General features: G+C 74.5%; 14 protein-coding genes. 3 read left to right on the top strand and 11 right to left on the bottom strand.

The features are described from left to right. Positions 1 to 79 precede the first annotated feature (79 nt). A complete protein-coding gene (locus C569_RS0105625; protein ID WP_026267739.1) occupies positions 80 to 1,228 on the bottom strand; it encodes an FHA domain-containing protein in 1,149 nt (382 codons plus the stop codon). A 219-nt stretch (positions 1,229 to 1,447) separates the two neighbouring features. On the opposite strand from C569_RS0105625, the gene C569_RS0105620 reads away from it, so the two are divergent. Continuing rightward, positions 1,448 to 2,212, top strand: a complete 765-nt coding sequence (locus tag C569_RS0105620) for a hypothetical protein (protein ID WP_018784817.1) — start codon at positions 1,448 to 1,450, stop codon at positions 2,210 to 2,212. Positions 2,213 to 2,261: 49 nt separating this feature from the next. On the opposite strand, the gene C569_RS0105615 is transcribed toward C569_RS0105620, so the two are convergent. Next, positions 2,262 to 3,314, bottom strand: coding sequence for an acyl-CoA desaturase (locus tag C569_RS0105615; RefSeq protein ID WP_018784816.1), 1,053 nt, complete (start codon positions 3,312 to 3,314; stop codon positions 2,262 to 2,264). A gap of 248 nt (positions 3,315 to 3,562) precedes the next feature. Here C569_RS0105615 and C569_RS0105610 point away from each other — a divergent pair, with 248 nt between their 5' ends. Then, complete coding sequence (locus C569_RS0105610; protein WP_255327258.1) at positions 3,563 to 4,378, top strand: SDR family NAD(P)-dependent oxidoreductase; 816 nt, start codon at positions 3,563 to 3,565, stop codon at positions 4,376 to 4,378. Between the two features lie 242 nt (positions 4,379 to 4,620). Here C569_RS0105610 and C569_RS0105605 read toward each other — a convergent pair whose 3' ends face one another. The 4 genes from C569_RS0105605 to C569_RS0105590 are packed head-to-tail and all read right to left on the bottom strand — an operon-like array spanning position 4,621 to position 10,293. After that, entirely contained in the window at positions 4,621 to 8,010 is a 3,390-nt protein-coding gene (locus C569_RS0105605) for an SCO7613 C-terminal domain-containing membrane protein (RefSeq protein WP_018784814.1), read from the bottom strand. Positions 8,011 to 8,057: 47 nt separating this feature from the next. Then, positions 8,058 to 8,378: a divalent-cation tolerance protein CutA gene (gene cutA, locus C569_RS0105600; protein WP_013288324.1), complete on the bottom strand. Its 321-nt coding sequence runs from the start codon at positions 8,376 to 8,378 to the stop codon at positions 8,058 to 8,060. 55 nt (positions 8,379 to 8,433) lie between these two features. Next, positions 8,434 to 9,459, bottom strand: a complete 1,026-nt coding sequence (locus C569_RS0105595; protein WP_018784813.1) for a 1-acyl-sn-glycerol-3-phosphate acyltransferase — start codon at positions 9,457 to 9,459, stop codon at positions 8,434 to 8,436. After that, a complete protein-coding gene (locus C569_RS0105590) occupies positions 9,460 to 10,293 on the bottom strand; it encodes a patatin-like phospholipase family protein (protein WP_018784812.1) in 834 nt (277 codons plus the stop codon). 180 nt (positions 10,294 to 10,473) lie between these two features. On the opposite strand from C569_RS0105590, the gene C569_RS0105585 reads away from it, so the two are divergent. After that, entirely contained in the window at positions 10,474 to 11,943 is a 1,470-nt protein-coding gene (locus C569_RS0105585) for a serine/threonine-protein kinase (protein ID WP_018784811.1), read from the top strand. Between the two features lie 4 nt (positions 11,944 to 11,947). On the opposite strand, the gene C569_RS0105580 is transcribed toward C569_RS0105585, so the two are convergent. The 5 genes from C569_RS0105580 to C569_RS0105560 all read right to left on the bottom strand — a co-directional run bounded on the left by C569_RS0105580 (position 11,948) and on the right by C569_RS0105560 (position 17,657). Next, positions 11,948 to 13,066: a glycosyltransferase family 4 protein gene (locus C569_RS0105580; RefSeq protein WP_018784810.1), complete on the bottom strand. Its 1,119-nt coding sequence runs from the start codon at positions 13,064 to 13,066 to the stop codon at positions 11,948 to 11,950. A 77-nt stretch (positions 13,067 to 13,143) separates the two neighbouring features. Next, a complete protein-coding gene (locus tag C569_RS0105575; protein WP_018784809.1) occupies positions 13,144 to 13,815 on the bottom strand; it encodes a BON domain-containing protein in 672 nt (223 codons plus the stop codon). Positions 13,816 to 13,951: 136 nt separating this feature from the next. After that, on the bottom strand, positions 13,952 to 15,340 hold the full coding sequence (locus C569_RS0105570; RefSeq protein ID WP_018784808.1) for a trypsin-like peptidase domain-containing protein: 1,389 nt from the start codon (positions 15,338 to 15,340) through the stop codon (positions 13,952 to 13,954). Positions 15,341 to 15,402: 62 nt separating this feature from the next. Further along, complete coding sequence (locus C569_RS0105565) at positions 15,403 to 16,959, bottom strand: cell wall metabolism sensor histidine kinase WalK (protein WP_018784807.1); 1,557 nt, start codon at positions 16,957 to 16,959, stop codon at positions 15,403 to 15,405. Continuing rightward, entirely contained in the window at positions 16,956 to 17,657 is a 702-nt protein-coding gene (locus C569_RS0105560) for a response regulator transcription factor (RefSeq protein WP_018784806.1), read from the bottom strand. Before C569_RS0105560 ends, C569_RS0105565 begins: the two co-directional genes overlap by 4 nt. Positions 17,658 to 17,670: the final 13 nt, after the last annotated feature.

The raw sequence follows: 17,670 nt of genomic DNA, 5'->3' as shown, positions 1-17,670 counted from the left end.
GGCGTACGCGACGCGGCTGAGGCCGTACGCGAGGAAGGCGCCGGGACCGCGACGGTCCCGGCGCCTTCGCACGTGCCCGTCACTGACGCGGCAGTCGCATCGCCATGGTCGGCGCCTCGGCCATCACCGAGTTCGGGGCGTACTTCGCGTCGCTGCTCATGTCGTCGGCGCGGCCCACCTGCACGCCCGGGTACAGCTCGATCAGATCGCTCCCGGCGAGCACCCGGGACTGCTGCGGCGCCAGCGCGATCCGCTCGTGCTCGGCCATCGAGCCGCCGGGGCGCACGCCGGAGCCGTTGGTGCTGGTGTCGGTGGCCACCACCTCGCCCGCCCGCAGCTCCAGCATGATGTGGCTGCGGCTGATCCAGCGCCGGGCCTCGTCGTTGAGCCACTGGCCGAGCGTCACCGCGCCCGGGCCGTCCGGCGCCCGGCCGATCGCCACCGGTTCGGTCTCGGTGAGCACGAACCGCTTGCGGACCAGGCCGCCGATGCGCACGGCGAGCACCGCGGTACGCGGGCGCGGGCCGGCGTCGGAGAGCCGTGCGCCGTGCCGGGGGCAGGTCGGCGCGCCGGTACGCAGCGTGGGCGGCGGCTGCTCGGCCGGTACCCGGTCCACGGCGGCCAGGTCGGCGAAGGCGCCGCCGCCCCCACCGCCGCCGAACAGCGCGCAGCCCGGCTCGGGGCAGCGCCACTTCCGGGAGAGCACCTTGACCCCGGCCGGCGATCGGCTGCCGGTGGTCGGGTCCTGGCCGCCGCCGACGTGCGCGATGAAGACCGGCCCGCCGGCGCCGGGCACCGGGGCGAGCACCCGGCCCGCCTGCCCGAGCCACGGGTACCGCCCGACGAGCCCGTCCAGCCGCGCCCGGGTGAGCACCGGCAGGCCGAGCAGGTCGGCCACCTCCAGCATCCGGTCACCGGGCTGGTCGAGCACCTCCACCAGGCCGTCGTCGGCCCACCGACGCACCACCATCCGCTCGTTCGAGGTCAGGTCGGCGTCGGACAGCAGCGCCCGGTGCACGATCGCGTAGACCGGAACGCTGTCCTCGCCGATCTGCCGGGACAGCGCGTCGATCACCATGCCGAGCCGCAGCAGGCTGGCCGGACGCCCGCCGTCCAGGTTCTGCCAGCGGATCACCTCGGCCAGGTCGACCACGGCCCGGGCCAGCGACGGATCGGTGCAGACCCGACCCTCGATGGCGTCGAGCACCTTGCTGATCTCGAATCTCATGCCGCAGCTCCGCACGATGTCGTCCCGTGACGCGGCCGATGGACCCGCCGCGCCGCGCGCCACCATCGGGGCGCGTCCTCCACCATGCGACGACCCTACCGGCCACCCCTGCCGGCGACGTCGCCGCGGACTGCGGAAAGGGCGCACGCCACCGGGCCGGCGCCGCTACATTGACCGTCCGGCCCCGGTGGGGGCCCTTCTCGCGGAGGAACATCATTGATGACGAAACGACGGCTGGCGACCACGGGGGTCGCGCTCGTCGCGGTGCTCGGCCTCGGTCTGACCGGATGCGGAGACCGTCCCGGCACGGACGCGCCAGCCGAACGGGCCACCGCTGCGGGCTCCACGAGCCCGGCGACGACGCCGCGTGACGAACTGACCGCCGCCATCGAGAAGCTCAACGAGCAGACGCTGCGGGTCAAGCTGGACTCGGCCATGCTCACCGCGTACGGCGTGACCGACCCGCGGGCCCGCACCATGCAGACCACCCTGACGATGGCCGCCTTCGGTGAGGTGCGCATGCTGGTCATCGGCACCGACACCTGGGTCAAGTTCGACGGCGCGCTGGGCGAGCAGCTCGGCGGTTCCCGGAAGTGGCTGCGCATGGACACCGGTGACGGCGTGATGCCGGTGGACGACCCGGGCGGGGTCAAGAAGTTGCTCGCGGCAGTGGTCGACGTCCGCAGCTCGGGTGACCGGGCGTACGCCGGGACGCTCGACTACACGCGCAGCGGCGCCAACGGGAAGGCGCTCATGGCGGCGGGCGACAAGGCGAAGGCCCTGCCGTTCACCGCGACGCTGGACGAGCAGGGGCGCCTGCGCACCTTCAAGCTGGACATGACTCCCATCGACGCGTCGCTCGAGCAGATGTCTGTCACCTACTCCGAGTTCGGCACGCCGGTGCGGCTGAGCCCGCCCGCGCCCGGCGCGGTGGAGGAGGCACCCGCGGAGGTCGCCGCGGCCTTCTCGGGCACCCGGATCTGACCCGACGGCGGGCGGGGGGCCCACGGGCCCCCCGCCCGGCTCGCCCCGCTCAGGCCGCGCGCAGCGGGCGGCCCACGTCGTGCAGGTGCGCCAGTGCCTGCCGGTACGACTCGAACAGCCCGGTCTCCGCGTACGGGACGCCCTGCTCGGCGCAGTACGCCATGACCAGCAGCCGGGCCCGACGCAGGTTGGCGCGCGGCATGTTCGGGAACAGGTGGTGCTCGATCTGATAGTTGAGCCCGCCCAGCGCCAGGTCGACGAACCGGCCGCCGCGTACGTTGCGCGAGGTAAGCACCTGCTTGCGCAGGTAGTCCAGCTCGTCGTCGGCGCTCGGCATCGGCATGCCCTTGTGGTTCGGGGCGAACGAGCAGCCCATGTAGAGCCCCCACAAGCCCTGGTGCACGGCGACGAACAGCAGCGCTTTGGTCGGGGACATGACCGTGAACAGCAGACCGAGGTAGCCGGCGGCGTGCGCGGTGAGCAGCAGCGCCTCCACGGCGCGGTGCCGCATCGGCACCCGCCACCGCCCGTCCGGTTCCCGGCCGACGAGCGCCCGCACGCTCGCCACGTGCAGCGCCAGCCCTTCCAGCAGGAGCAGCGGGAAGAACAGCCACGCCTGGCGGCGGGCCATCCACCGGCTCAGGCCGCGCGTGGCAGTCGCCTGCTCGTACGTCCACACCAGCGCGCCCGCGCCGACGTCCGGGTCCTCGTCGGTGTGGTTCGGGTTGGCGTGGTGCCGGTTGTGCTTGTCCACCCACCAGCCGTAGCTGAGCCCGACCGCCAGGTTGCCGGCGACCAGTCCGGCCGCCTCGCTCGGGCCACGCCGGCGGAACATCTGCCGGTGGCCGCCGTCGTGGCCGAGGAACGCCACCTGCGTGGTCGCCACCGCCATCACCACCGCCAACGGCACCTGCCACCACGAATCGCCGACGAGCGCCACCACGACCCAGCCGGCCAGGAACGCGCCGAGCGTGAGCACGATCCGGAGCGCGTACCGGCCGGGCCGCCGCTCGAACAGCCCCGCCTGGGCGATCCGGCGGGACAGCCGCGCGTAGTCGCTGCCCCGCCGTGCCGCGGGTTCCGTCGACGTGGAAGAAGTCATGTCGCCCCCGATGCCGCGAGCCACGCTCCGTACGCGACTCTCCGTCACCGATTATGGCGGTGATCGTCGCCCTGGGTAATCCCGCAAACCCCCGGCTCGGGGTGGTGCTGCCCCTACCCCTCCGGGCGGAAGCGGCACAAACGATCCTCGTCGCACCGCAGCGGGCCATGTCGCCAGTGGGCGCACCCCCTCTGACCAGCTAGTCTGTACGTAAAGATGAGTGCCATTCATCCGAACGACCAGGGTGCATGTCGCACGGTCGTCGACAGACGGGAGACAGCGCGGTGCGTGGATTGACAGACAAGGTGGTACTGGTGACGGGCGGCGGCTTCAGTCCCGACCAGGTCGGCTCCGGACTCGGCATGTTCATGTGCGTCGAGCTGGCCGCCGAGGGCGCGAAGGTGGTCGTCTCCGACCTCTCCCTGGAACGCGCCGAGGCGACGGTCACGCGCGTCAAGGAAGCCGGCGGCGACGCGGTGGCGGTGGCGGCCGACGTCACCGACGAGGACTCGGTACGCGCCATGGTGAGCGCCGCCCTCGACGCGTACGGGCGCATCGACGTGCTGGTGAACAACGCGGGTGTGTTCGGCGCGTACGTGCCGCTGCTGGAGATCGAGAACAAGCAGTGGGACCGCGTCATGGAGGTCGACCTGAAGGGGGTCTTCCTCGCGACGAAGGCCACGCTGCCGCACATGCTGGAGCGCGGCAAGGGTGTGGTCATCAACGTGTCGTCGGCGTCCGGCGTGGTCGCCAGCGAGGTAGGCGCGGAGTACACCACCGCCAAGCACGGCGTCATCGGGCTCACCAAGCAGATCGCCTACGACTACGGCCACCAGGGCATCCGCGCGGTCGGCATCGGCCCCGGCGTGATCAAGACCGCCGCCTTCGAGGGCGCGGAGATCACCAGCGACTTCCCGTTCTACGACCTGACCATGCAGGCACCCGCCGGCCGGTACGGCGAGCCGCACGAGATCGCCCGCGCGGTCTGCTTCCTCGCCAGCGACGACGCGTCCTTCATCCACGGCCACACCATCCCGGTCGACGGCGGTTCGCCGATCAGGTGAGGCACGAGAGCGGTACCGAAGCAGGGTGGCGTGCCCGCTCAGGTGCCCCAGGCTCCAGGGCGGACGGAGCTGACCGCTCCGTCCGCCCTCAGATTCGGTGGACATGATGAGGGGCGCAACGTCGAGCTGCCCGCTCCCACGTCGCCTTCTGGAGCATGGCCGCTTTCCGAATAGCTTCGTCCCAACTGAAGATCTTGGCGCTCGTTGCCTGAATTGAACGGGGGCGGGCCTTTTCCGCCGTTTCAGCCGAGCCGGGCGACCGCCTCGCGCAGCCGGACCAGGTCGCGCCGGCGCCGCTCGTAGGTGGCGGCCAGCCCGATCAGCAGCAGCCCGCCGAGACCCAGGAAGATCCAGCGGGGCAGCAGGTCCCAGCCCCGGGCCAGCTCGTGCAGCGCCAGCGGCACCAGCGTGGCCGCACCCAGCACCACCGGCGCCTGCCAGCGTCGGGCCGCCCCGCCGAGCACGACGGCGAGCGCCGCCGCGCCGAGCGCCAGCCGCCGCCACGGCTGCGGCTCACCGGAGACCAGCACCGACACGAGGCTCGGCAGGAACCCCGCGGCGAGTCCCGGGCCGAGCGCCGGCCAACTGGTAAGCCCGGACCGCCGCCGCAGCGCCAGCAGCCCGGCGCCCAGGGCGAGCGCCGCCGCCGGCAGCGTGTACGCCTCCAGCACCACCACCCCGCCCGCCGCGAGCAGCAGCCAACCACCGACCAGCTCGCTGCCCGCGGCCACCGCGGCGAGCACACGACGCCCGGCCGGCGACTCACCCCGGCGCGGCACCCGGACCGCGACGGCCACGCCCCACAGCACGCAGACCGCCGCCGCGTACCGCAGCGAGCCGCCGGTGAGCAGCAGCGCGAGCAGCGCCACCGCCTGCGCCGCCGCCTCCAGCGCCCACGTGGATCCGGCGGGCCGGGCGACGCGCAGCAGCGGCGCCGCGTGCAGCGTCACCGCCGCCACGGCCAGGGCGGCGAACGCCGCGGTACGCAGCGGCAGCCCGGCCGCGAGCGGGACGGTGACCGCGAACCCGGTCGCCGCTGTGACGGCACCCAGCCACCCCGCGATCCGGACCACCGCCGGCCGCCCGGCCGCCCCGGTGACGGCACCGGCCACCACCAGCGCCCCGAGCGCGGCGAGCGTCCCCGCCCGGGTGGCGAGCAGGCCACCGAACCCCGGTCCGGCCAGCACCGCCCCCAGCGGCACGAGTACCACCGGGCGTGCACGGGTGAGCGCGGCGGCCAGCAGTGCGGCCAGCCCGACGCCGAACGCCGCCGCCGGCACCACCGGCCACGGAGCACCGGCCGCAGCCGCCAGCACCGGCAGCGCGACCGCGCCGAACGGCAGCGCGGCGAGCCACCACGCCATGCGGCGATCCGTCGCGGCGTACGCTCCAGCGGCGGCGCTCAGGAGCAGCAGCACAAGCCCGGCGCGGGCGGTCTCGGCGGAGGCTTCCCCGGCAGCCGGCACCCCGGACCACGGCTGCACCGGCAGGTCCACGAGCACCGTCAGCACCACCGGCGCGACTGCGAGCAACGCCAGGACGGCCAGCGCGGCACCGGCTGCGCGCAGCGCGACCGGCGGCCGGGAGCCGGCCCCGGCGGCGAGCGCCAGCAGCACCCCCACCGCGGCGTACAGCGCCACCGGTTCCCCGCCCGGCACGGCGAGCGGACCGAGACCGACACCGGCGAGCGCCACGGCGAGCCCCGTCGAGGCGTACCCGGTCAGCTCGGCCCACAGGCGACGGACGGTGCGGACGACGACGACCGGCACCACGACTGCGGCGGTCGCGCCGCGCAGCTGCCACCAGGCCGGCGCGCCGAGGCCGAGCAGCGTGACCGCCACGCCCGCCGGTACGGCGAGCAGCGCCACCGCGAGCGCCACGCCCCCGACGACCGGCTGCGCGCCCTGTCCACGCCGGCCCAGCGTGGCGAGCGTCGCGCCGAGCACCGCGGTGACGGCGAGCACGGCGACGGCACCGGCCGGGGCGGCGCAGCCGACCAGCAGCGCGTGCCCGAGCAGCACCGCCCCGGCCGACGCGGTGACCGGCACGACGACCCGCCCCCCGCGCGGCCGGGCCACCGCCGCCAGCAGCAGCGCGGCGGCCGTCGCGAGGTCCACGACCAGCACCAGCGGCCACGGCGTCGCCGTCACGGCCGGCGCGGCGAGGGCGACCAGCCCGGCCGCCGCCACACCGGTGAGCGGCCGGACGGCCCGGGGCGTCAGCAGCGCGACCGCCCCGGCGGTCAGCAGCAGGGCCGCCGGAAGCTGCCAGCCCCAGGACGGCACCGGCACGTCCCGGCCGCCCTGCCAGGCCGGGAATCCGGCACTCGCGGTGGCCGCGCCGACCAGGACGGTGAGCACGACCGCGACCTGGCCCAGCGCGGCGGCCACGGCGAGCGCGCCCACGAGCGGGCCGGTCCGGATCGACGCCGGCAACGCCCGGACCGCACCGGCGAGCGCCGCCACCACCAGGCCCGCGGCGAGCAGCAGCAGACCCGGGCGCAGCTCGCCGACCGGCCGGACCAGCGCGACCGCGAGCACCGGCACCAGCAGACCGGCGGCCGTCGCGCGCCAGAGGCGGCCACCGGCGGCGAGCGCGCCGGCGACCAGCGCCAGCGCCACCACCAGCAGCGGGCCGCCGGCCAGCAGCGGCGTGCCCGCCGCGCGGCCGAGCGCCACCGGCACCAGCGCGCAGCCGGCCGCCAGGACCAGCGCCACGCCGTGCCCGGTCCAGCCCAGCACCTGCCCGGTCACCAGCACCGCGCGCGTGCCGGAGGTACGGCGGCGCAACGCGACCACCAACGCGAGGTCGCCGAGCGCCACGGCGGTCAGCACCAGCGCCCAGCCGGCGGCGGTGGGCCGGAACGCGGCGGCAGCCAGCGGCAGCACCGGCTGCGCGAGCAGCCACGCCGCGAACCAGGGTGCGGTGAGGCGGCTGATCAGGCCGTACCCGGCCGCCACCGCGGCACCGATCGCCGTCACCAGCGCCGCGTACCGGCTGCCGGGCAGGCCGGTCACCCCGGCCAGGTCCACCGACCAGGCGGCGTACCCGTCCAGGACCACCAGGAGCAGCGCCACCGAGGCGAGCGTCTCGGCGGTGCCGCGCAGGCCGCGAGCCCGGGCGACGAGCGGCGCGACCAGGGCCAGTGCGGTGACGGCGAGCAGGATCAGCGCCCGGCCGGCCACCCCGAACGTGGCCCACGCGACGGCGGTGAACACCACGGCTGCGGTGCCGAGCAGCACTCCACCGAGGACGAACAGCAGACCCTGGACCGCGCGGGTGGAGGCCTCCGCGCCGCCGGGGCGTACCGCGGGGGTGGGTGGAACCGGAACCGGCCGCGGCGGCATCGGCGCCGGGAGCGGCGCGGGACCGGCGGCGCTCGGCGTGGGGATCTCCTGTCGGATCCGGGCGGCCAGCGCCGCCCGCCGCTGCCGGGCCGTGACCAGCCGGCCGGACAGATCCTGGTACGCGAGCCGCGCCGCCTCGACGCGCGGCACCAGCTCGGTGATCTCCCGGTCCAGCCGGACCACCTCGGCGGCGGGCGGGTAGGGCGGACGGCCGCAGGCGCGGCATCCGGCGACGAGGTCGGCCGGGGTGCCGCAACCGGGGCAGGGGTAGCCGGTGTTCTCCACCCCGCCAGCTTCGTCAGCGGCGGGGCGGCCGGACAGAGTAGGAGTACCTAGGGCCGGGTCTGCTCGTGTACCCAGGCGGTGTAGCCGGGGTTCCCGCTGTCCTCCCGGCTGACCAGGATCTCCGGCACCTCGTACGGGTGGTTGGCGCGGAGCTGGTCGACCAGGGCGTCCACCCGGTCCGGCGCGGTCTTGAACCGCACCTGCCACTCGGCGGTGGTCTGGATCGCCGACTGCCACCAGTAGGTGCTGTCCACCGGGCCGCCGACCTGGGCGCAGGCCGCGAGCCGGCCGGCGACGGCCGCGGCCGCCAGCACGTCCGCGACCCCGCGGGCGTCCACCACAGTCGTCACCACGCAGATCTGGTCCACCAGCGCACCCTACGCGGCGGACCTGAAGCCGCGCTGACCACACGCGGCGATTCGCTCAGGCGTCGTCGGCCGCGCCGTTGCGGTTGGCCGCGATCCAGGTGTCGATGCGGGCCCACCAGTCGAACAACCAGTCGATGCGTTCCTGTTCGCCGGCCGGGATCTCCTCCGGCGGCACCGACCAGAACCGCATCGCGATCCGCTTGTCCATCGGCAGTTCGCGCCACACGTCAGCGACGGTGAGCATCTGGTCCAGGCCGGTGTGGGCCACGAAGATCACCCCGGCGTCCGGCGCGGCGTCGAGCGCGGCGAGCAGCCCGCCCGGCTGCGGGGCGAGCACGTGCCGCATCCGTTCGGCGCGCCGGGCCATCCGTTCCAGGCCGAGCGACCGCAGCCGGTCGATCGCACGCAGCCGCCGCGACGGGGTGAAGTTGCCGCCCTCCGGGAAGATCACGAAGGCGTCGTCGTCGTCCAGGCCGGCGGCCAGGTGCCCGATCTGCCGCACCACCGAATCCCGGCCGTCCGGACCGGCCGCGATGAACCGGTTGGGCAGCCGGTTGAGCAGCACGTCGATGGCCGGATCCCACTGGAGGGTCTCCTTCAGCACGATCCGGGGTTCCCGCTTGAACCAGTTCACCAGCGCGTGGATCAGGATGAACGAGTCGCCGGGCCCGGCGTGCCGGCAGACCACGAGTTCGGGACGGCCCGGCAGGGCGGTGTCCGGGTCGGTGCCGACCACGTCGATGCTCAGCCGCAGCGTCCACCGGGCCTGCCAGAACATGATCCGCAGGAACCAGCCGGCCAGGACGTAGTGGGCCCGCTGGAAGGCCGGCGCGCGTTTGTACGCGCCGAAGCCCGAGCCGAGCCAGAGCAGGAACAGGGCGAGCAGCGCGGCGGCGTCCCACACCAGGTAGACGGCGCCGATCCAGAGCAGCCGCAGCGGGCGCAGCCGTCCCGGCACCAGCGGGGACGCGGCGAGCGCCAGCAGTGCCCAGGCCGGCAGCGTGGTCACCACGAAGAAGGCGAGCAGCACCACGCCAGGGGCGAGCACCAGCCGGCGTAGCCAGCGGGGCGGCAGCGGCATTCAGCGCTCCAGCGCGGTGTCCAGGTATCGGCGGGAGGCAGTGTACGCCCGGCTGATCCGCCGTCCCACCGCCGCCGTGTCCCGGTACGCCCACGGGCTGTCGTCACGCGGCTCCAGCCCGCCGGTGGGCAGCACGTGCACCTCGACGTCCTCGGGCAGCGCCGCCATCTCCCGCGCGAACCGGTGCCGGCGCGCGATCTCGAACGCCACCTGGGCGATCTCCCAGGGGCGGCGCGGCGGGCTCAGCTCGCGTTCGATCCGGCCCACCTGGAGCACGAAGATCTGCTTCGCGCCGAGCAGCACCGCCTCGCCGACCGGGATCGAGTTGACCACCCCGCCGTCGATGTAGTGCTGGCCGTCGATCTTCGTCGGCGGCAGCAGCCCCGGCACCGAGGCGGACGCGAGCACCGCCGGCACCAGCGGTCCGGTGTGGAACCAGTGCTCGGCGGCACGCTCGATGTTCGCGGCGCAGCACCGGAACGGCACGGCCAGGTCGGCGAACGTGGTGTCCTCGCCCAGCGCGCTCTCCAGCAGGCGGTACAGCGGGCGGGGCGAGTGCAGGTGGGTACGGGCGGCGAACCGGCGCAACTGCCGGGCGACCGAGTCGCCGTACACCTCGCTGGCCTCGGGCGACGCCCAGAGCCGGACCAGCCGGTCGGTGACCGCCTCGGTCGGGTCGGCGGCGACCAGGGCGCCGTTGACCGCGCCGATCGACGTGCCCAGCACCATGTCGGGTGTGATCCGGGCGCGGAACAGGGCACGCAGCATGCCCACCTCGACCGCGCCGAGCACTCCCCCGCCGCCGAGCACGAACGCCACCGGACCCGCTGCCATGCCGTTCATCCTGGCACGTGGTCCACACCCGACCCGGTGGCCGCCCCGACCGGGACGGAGGGCGTCACGCGACGCCACCCTGGTTCTGACCCCGCGCGATCGTCAACGGGACGACCGTTGACATGTCAGACACATTCCCGCAACCTGATAGCGCTCCCGAGCCCAGGCAGGTGCGAGCTGATGGCGACATTCCAAACCGGCCGTCTGCTGGCCCGGCGGTACCGGCTCATCGACCGGATCGGCGCCGGTGGCATGTCGGTGATCTGGCGTGCCCGCGACGAGGTGCTCGACCGGGTGGTGGCGGTGAAGGTGCTCGCCCCCTCGCTCGCCGCCGACGCGCGGTTCCGCGACATGGTGCGCGAGGAGGCCCGCTCGGCCGCCCAGCTCGACCATCCGCACGTCACCGCCGTGCACGACTACGGCGAGACGGTGGCCCCGGACGGCTCGATCACCTCGTTCGTGGTGATGGAACTGCTCAGCGGCGAGGAGCTGGAACACCTGCTGACCCAGGGGCCGCTGCCGTGGCCGGCGGCGGTGGAGACCGGCGCGCAGGTGGCCGAGGCGCTGGCCGCGGCACACCGGCTCGGCATCGTGCACCGCGACGTGACTCCGGCCAACGTGATGATGACCGGCACCGGCGCGAAGGTGCTCGACTTCGGCATCGCCACCCGGGTCGGCACGCCGGACGACGACGAGGACGGCGGCACGTTCGGCACCCCCGCGTACGTGGCCCCGGAACGGCTCGACGGCGCGCCCGCCCAGCCGGCCACCGACGTGTACTCGCTCGGCGTGCTGCTGTTCGAGACGCTGACCGGGCAGCCGCCGTACCCGGCGGAGACCTGGGAGCAACTGGGCGCGGCGCTGGCGGACTGTCCGGAGCCCACACTGGACGGCGTGCCGGGACTGCCCGCACCGGTCGCGGACATCTGCCTGCGCTGCCTGGCCCGCGACCCACGCCGGCGACCCACCGCGCACCGGGTGGCCGCGGTGCTGCGCGACCAACTGCTGCCCGCCGACCCGCAGGCGGCCACCATGCTGGCGCCGACCATGACGCTGCCCGCGCTGACCTCCCCGCCCCCGGCCGACCCGGCTCCGCCGGCCGGTCCGGCTGCGAACCCGGCTCCGGAGGCGGCGCGCACCCCCGCTGCCGCGCCGGGACGGCGCCGGACAGTCACGCTGGCGGCCGTCGGCGTGACTGTGGTCGCCGCGGCGGCGCTGCTGGCGCCCGCGCTGACGCCCGAGCGGCCGGCCGGTCCCCAGGGGCTGCCGACCGCCGGGCCGGCGCAGCCGTCGCCCGCCGAACCACAGGTGACCGGACAGCCGGCCACCACGCCGCCCGCCGGGCCGACGGCTCCGCCGCCGACCGGCGGCGCCCGCCCGCCCGCCGCCGGTCAGGCCGACGCCGCCGAACGGGTGGACGGGCTGATCGACGCCGGGCTGACCGAGGGCCAGATCCGCGAGGACGTCGGGGTGGACCTGCGCAACCTGCTGCGCAACGCGGTCGCCGCGACCGGTGAGGACGAGGTGACGGCCGCCGTGGACCGGCTCCGCGGCAAGATCGACGAGCGTCGCCGCGAGGGCAGCATCAGCCCCGGGTACGCGCGGCAACTCGACGCCGCCGCGGCGGAACTCGTGGCCGGGCAGACCTGACGGGTCAGCCGGCGACGGCGCGCGCCGCCGCCAGGGGTGCTCGTGCAGGCGCCCGCGCGGCGAGGAAGCCCCGGTAGACGGCCTCGTAGTCGGCGGCCATCCGCTCCACCGAGAAGTTCTCCGCCACGTGCGCGACGCAGTCCGCCGGGTTCAGGTCCGCCGCCGCCCGCAACGCCGCCGGCAGCTCGCCCGGGTGGTCGCAGACGAATCCGGTGATCCCGTCGCGGACCAGCTCCGGCACCGCGCCCCGGCCCAGCGCCACCACCGGCGTACCGGTCGCCATCGCCTCCACCATCACCATGCCGAACGGCTCCGCCCACTGGATCGGCATGATCAGGCAGCGGGCGTCCAGCAGCAGCCGCAGCGCGGTCGCCCGGTCCCCGTTCACCACCGGCGTGACGTCGTCGCCGAGCAGCGGCCGGACCACCTGCTCCAGGTAGCGGCGCTCGGCCGGCTCGTTGCACTTGCCCGCGAGCGTCAGTGGTAGCCCGGCCGCCCGGCAGGCCGCGATCGCCACGTCCGGGCCCTTGTCCGGGCTGAACCGGGCCAGCCAGAGCACCGGGCCCGCACCCGGGCTGCGCTTGCGCGGGATGTCCCGCAGCGGCATCGCGTTGTGCACGGTGCCGGTCCAGGACAGCCCCGGGTTCGCGCGGCGCTGGGCGTGTGAGATCGCCACCAGCCCCACGCCCCGGTCGGTGTTGCCGAGCACCGTGCCGTACTCGCCGACCGGGTTGCCGTGCACGGTGGCCACCGTGGGCACCCGGCGCCGGCCGGCCACCATCGGGCCGATCGTGGTGTGGTCGTGGATCAGGTCGAAGCCGGCCGGGTCGACCAGGCGGTCCACGTGGGCCAGGTGCGCCAGTTCGGGCAGCGACTCGCCCATCCGCTCGTACTGGAGGTCGTCACAGGTGGAGACGAAGTCGGCGGCGGTGCCGTGCTCGGTCCCGGCGCCGAAGAGCGTGACGCGGTGCCCACGGTCGGCGAGCGCGTCGACGAGCCCCGCCACCACCGTCTCCAGCCCGCCGTAGCCGGGTGGCGGCACCGACAGCCACGGTGGCACCACCATGGCGATCCGCAACGGCGCGGACCACGCACGTTCCGAGGACTGCTGGTTCACGGCCACGAGTCCTCCCCGTCGGTCCCCGGCGTACCCCGCTGCGCGCGGGTTCCCGGCCCGGCCCGCGGTAAACGACAGCCCGGTCAGCCGGACACCACGATCCCGACGTGCACCTCCCGTACGCCGGGCAGCGCCCAGGCGGCCCGTTCCGCGTCCTCCCGCTGCCACCAGGCACCCACGACGCCGTCGAGGACCACCGTGTCGCCGTCGACCCTGGCGTCGATCCGCTCGGTGCCGGTACGCCGCAGCAGCAGGCGGCGCAGGTCGAGCCGCTTCTGCTCGTCGCTCGGCGGGGCCGGGGGCCGCACCTCGACCAGGTTCGTCACACCGCGTACGCCGCGCAGCCGGCGCAGTTCCCGCTCGGCGGTACGGCGCTGGAAGCCGAACTCGACCTCGCCCCGGAGCATCACCCAGCCGTCTGCGACGGTCACGTCCAGCCGCTCGGCGGGCACGAAGCTGTCCCACTCCAGCGCCCGGCTCGCCGCGATCGCGATGTCGGCGTCGGTACGCAGGTCCGTGGCGGGCAGGTCGACCGCCAGGTCACTGGCGACCGCTTGGACGCCGCGTACCCGATGGGCGCAGCGCTCGACGGCCCACCGCCGGGCGTAGCTGTCCACCTGGCCGGTGAGCGTGACGACACCCCGCGCGACGGTCACGCCGACCTCGGTGGCCCGGGTCTGCGCGTCCCAGTCGAGTTCGGCGAGGACGTCACGCTGGATCTCCTGGTCGGTACGCACGGCGGACGTGGTGGTCATGCAGCCGAGCCTGCCGCCGGTGCGGGTGAGGCGCGCTCACCCGCACCGGGTGAGAAACGAGGAGGGGCGGCGGGTGACGGAGCCAACCCCCTTGGCTCCGTCACCCGCCGCCCAGGAGGGAGGCAGGTCCTCGGGACTATGACGTCTCGGCGAGCGTCACCGTTGCGTTCTCGGTGGATCCGTTCCGCTTGTACTGCACCTCGACCCGGTCACCGACCTTGCCGGCCTGCACGGCGCCGACCAGGTCGTTCGAGTCGTTGATCACCTTGTCGCCGAACTTGGTGATCACGTCGCCGCGCTGGAGCCCGGCCTTCTCGGCGGGGCTGCCGGGCGTGACGGCGGCGACGAGCGCTCCGCCGTCCTCGGCGCCGTTCACGCTCACCCCGAGGGAGGGGTGGCTGACCTTCTCGCCGCGCTGGAGCTTCTCGGCCACGTCCTTGGCCTTGTTGCTCGGGATGGCGAAGCCGACGCCGATGTTCCCGGTGCTGCCCTGCCCGGCGGTCGCGATGGCGGTGTTGATGCCGATCACCTCGCCGCGGGTGTTGACGAGCGCGCCGCCGGAGTTGCCCGGGTTGATCGGTGCGTCGGTCTGGAGCAGGCCGGAGATCGAGCTGGCGCCCTCCTGCGGGTTCTGCTGGCCGCTGCCCGCCTGGATGGTGCGGTCCCGGGCGCTGAGGATGCCGGCGGTGACCGAGCCCTGGAGGCCGAGCGGGCTGCCCAGGGCGAGCACCTGGTCTCCGACCTGCATGGCGTCACTGTCGCCGAACTTCGCCGCCTTGAGGCCGCTCACGCCGCTGGCCTGGACGACCGCGAGGTCGGTCTTCGGGTCGGTTCCGACGATCTTGGCGGACGCGCTCGTGCCGTCGGCGAAGACCACCCGGACGGTGTCGCCGCCGGCGCCGGCGACCACGTGGTTGTTGGTCAGCACGAACCCGTCGGCACTGAGGATCACCCCGGAGCCCTCACCACTGCCCGTCATGATCGTGACGATGCTGTCCTGGACGGATGCCGCGATCTTGGGCAGGTCCGCGCTGTTGATCACCGGGGCGGCCGAGTAGGTGCGGGTGGGACCGTCCCCGTCGAGCGCGAGGGCGAGCGCACCACCGGCGACGCCGGAGCCGAACATCAGCGCCAGTGCCAGCGCGCCCGCACCGACGAACTTCCCGGCCCGGCTGGGGCGCGGCGGCTGCTGCGGGCCCCACTGCGGCATCGGCTGCCCGGGCTGGTACGACTGGTAGCCCTGCTGCGTCTGGTACGACGGCACCGGTCCACCGTGCTGCGTTGCGCCGTGCTGTGTGGTCGGGTAGCCGGCGGCCTGCTGGTTCCAGCCGCCCTGCTGGTGCTGCTGCCCGTACCAGGGGTGGGGCTGCTGCGGCTGCCCCGAGGCCGGAACCGACGCCGCGGCCGGGGTGCTGGAGGAGTCCGACGTCCCGCTCGCGACGCGGGGCAGCTCGGCGGTGCGGTGCGACGGCTCGGCGTCGGCGGGGGCCGGCGACCGCTGCGGATCGGTCTCGTGGTCGGTCATGTCACCAGCTTTCCCCGTGGCACTGTCACCAGCCTGGAATCCGCCTGGAAGGTTTCTGAACGTCACTCGCCCGGCTCGGGCGCCTCGGGCAACAACGGCAGCTTCACCCGGAACGTCGCCCCGCCACCCGGCGTCTCTGCCACCTCGACGGTGCCGTGGTGCGCGGCGACGAGCGCGGCCACGATGGCCAGGCCGAGGCCGGTGCTGATCGGTCCACCGGCCCGTCGGGTACGCGCGGCGTCCACCCGGTAGAACCGCTCGAAGACCCGCTCGGCCTGCTCCGGCGTCAGCCCGGGGCCGGTGTCCGCCACCTCCACCACCGCGATGTCGCCCTGCTCCGCCCGCAGCCGCAGCCGCACCGCCGCGTCCGGCGGGGTGTGGGTGAGCGCGTTCGTCATCAGGTTGCCGATCACCTGGCGCAGCCGGGCGTCGTCGCCGAGCACGACCAGCGGGCCGGCGTCCGGCTGCCGCTCCAGCTCGATCCGCCGGTCCGGGTCGACCACCCGGGCCGCCTCGACCGCGTCGGAGGCCAGCACCGGCAGCTCGACCGGGCTCAACGCGATCGGCCGTTCCCGGTCCATCCGTGCCAGCAGCAGCAGGTCCTCCACCAGCAGCCCCATCCGGGACGCCTCCTCCTCGATGCGGCGCAGCAGGTCGGCGGTCTGCTCCGGCGCCCGCGCCGCGCCCTGCCGGTACAGCTCGGCGAAGCCCCGGATCGTGGTCAGCGGCGTGCGCAGCTCGTGCGAGGCGTCGGCGATGAACTGCCGCATCCGCTCCTCGGACCGGCGGGCCCGCGCCTCCGACGCCTGCGCGTACACGGCGGCGTCCCGGGCGCCCATCTCCGCGCTGCGCGCCGCCGCCTCGGAGGCCGCCCGTGCGGTGAACGCGGCCTCGATCTGCGCGAGCATGGCGTTCAGCGCCCGGGACAGGCGGCCCAGCTCCGAGGTGGGGCACGGCCGCCCCATCTCCGGGTCGGGCACCCGCCGGGTCAGGTCACCGCCGGCGATGGCCGCCGCCGTACGCTCTATCTCCACGAGCGGCTTCAGGCTGGTACGGACGATCCCGGCGCCCACCGACGCCAGCGAGATCAGCACCGCGCCACCGACCAGCAGGTCTATCCAGACCAGCTGCCGGACGGCGGAGTCGACGCCGGTGAGGTGCTGCGCGAACGCGATGATCCGCCCGTCGGGCAGGTCGGTGTAGAGCATCCGCCACCGGCTGCGGCCGTCCTCGGAGCGCACGGTGAACGGGTCGCCCACCCGGTCCCGGTAGCCGGCGTAGTCGACGGGGAACCGGGGCAGCTCCTCGTCGCGCAGCCCCTCGTAGCGGAACGGCCCCTCCGGCAGCTTGCCCGGCGCGATCGTCGACGCCACGTAGTCCGACGGAATGGTGATCTTGATCGGTCCGCCGTCGGCCTTGTCGAGCGTGTTGGCCACCGTGAGCGCGCCGCCGCGGAGCTGGTCGTCGGCCTGCCCGATCAGATAGTTGCGCAGCAGGAACGCCGTCAGACCGCTGATCACCACCAGTGCCACGGCCACGAGCGCGAGGACCGCGGCGACCAGCTTCAGCCGGAGCGGGACGCTGCGCAGCCTGCCCTTCGCGTCGTGGACGACGTTCACGCCGCCGGCTTGCGGAGCACGTAGCCGACTCCCCGGAGCGTGTGGATCAGCCGGGGCTGGGTGTTGTCGACCTTGCGCCGCAGATAGGAGATGTACGACTCGACGATGTTGTCGTCACCGCGGAAGTCGTAGTTCCAGACGTGGTCGAGGATCTGTGCCTTGCTGAGCACCCGGTTGGCGTTGAGCATCAGGTAGCGCAGCAGCTTGAACTCGGTCGGCGACAGCTGCACCCGCTGACCGGCCCGGTGCACCTCGTGCGTCTCCTCGTCCAGCTCCAGGTCGGCGAAGGTGAGGCGGGACGGGGTCTGCTCGCCGGTCGCGGTACGCCGCAGCACGGCCCGGATCCGGGCGGTCAGCTCCTCCAGGCTGAACGGCTTGGTGACGTAGTCGTCGCCGCCCAGGGTGAGCCCACGGATCTTGTCGTCGGTGGCGTCGCGCGCGGTCAGGAACACCACCGGGGTACGCGTACCGCCCTCGCGCAGCATCCGGATGACCTCGAAGCCGTCCAGGTCGGGCAGCATCACGTCGAGCACCACCAGGTCGGGCCGGTGGTCCTTGGCGGCGTTGAGGGCGGCGCTGCCGCTGGTCGCGGTGGCCACGTCGAAGCCCGCGAAGCGCAGGCTCGCGGAGAGCAGTTCGAGGATGTTGGGATCGTCCTCGACGACGAGAAGCCGGGCCTCGGTCTGGGTAGCCGCCATGGCACCCATCATC

The organism is Micromonospora sp. CNB394, assembly GCF_000374985.1.
GTDB lineage: Bacteria > Actinomycetota > Actinomycetes > Mycobacteriales > Micromonosporaceae > Micromonospora > Micromonospora marina.
This window is presented reverse-complemented; position numbering and strand designations above follow the sequence as displayed.

Coding starts and splice junctions, on each gene's coding strand:
- C569_RS0105625 (WP_026267739.1), bottom strand. CDS start 1,228: ATGAGATTCGAGATCAGCAAGGTGCTCGACGCCATCGAGGGTCGGGTC.
- C569_RS0105620 (WP_018784817.1), top strand. CDS start 1,448: ATGACGAAACGACGGCTGGCGACCACGGGGGTCGCGCTCGTCGCGGTG.
- C569_RS0105615 (WP_018784816.1), bottom strand. CDS start 3,314: ATGACTTCTTCCACGTCGACGGAACCCGCGGCACGGCGGGGCAGCGAC.
- C569_RS0105610 (WP_255327258.1), top strand. CDS start 3,563: ATGTCGCACGGTCGTCGACAGACGGGAGACAGCGCGGTGCGTGGATTG.
- C569_RS0105595 (WP_018784813.1), bottom strand. CDS start 9,459: ATGCCGCTGCCGCCCCGCTGGCTACGCCGGCTGGTGCTCGCCCCTGGC.
- C569_RS0105590 (WP_018784812.1), bottom strand. CDS start 10,293: ATGGCAGCGGGTCCGGTGGCGTTCGTGCTCGGCGGCGGGGGAGTGCTC.
- C569_RS0105585 (WP_018784811.1), top strand. CDS start 10,474: ATGGCGACATTCCAAACCGGCCGTCTGCTGGCCCGGCGGTACCGGCTC.
- C569_RS0105575 (WP_018784809.1), bottom strand. CDS start 13,815: ATGACCACCACGTCCGCCGTGCGTACCGACCAGGAGATCCAGCGTGAC.
- C569_RS0105570 (WP_018784808.1), bottom strand. CDS start 15,340: ATGACCGACCACGAGACCGATCCGCAGCGGTCGCCGGCCCCCGCCGAC.
- C569_RS0105560 (WP_018784806.1), bottom strand. CDS start 17,657: ATGGCGGCTACCCAGACCGAGGCCCGGCTTCTCGTCGTCGAGGACGAT.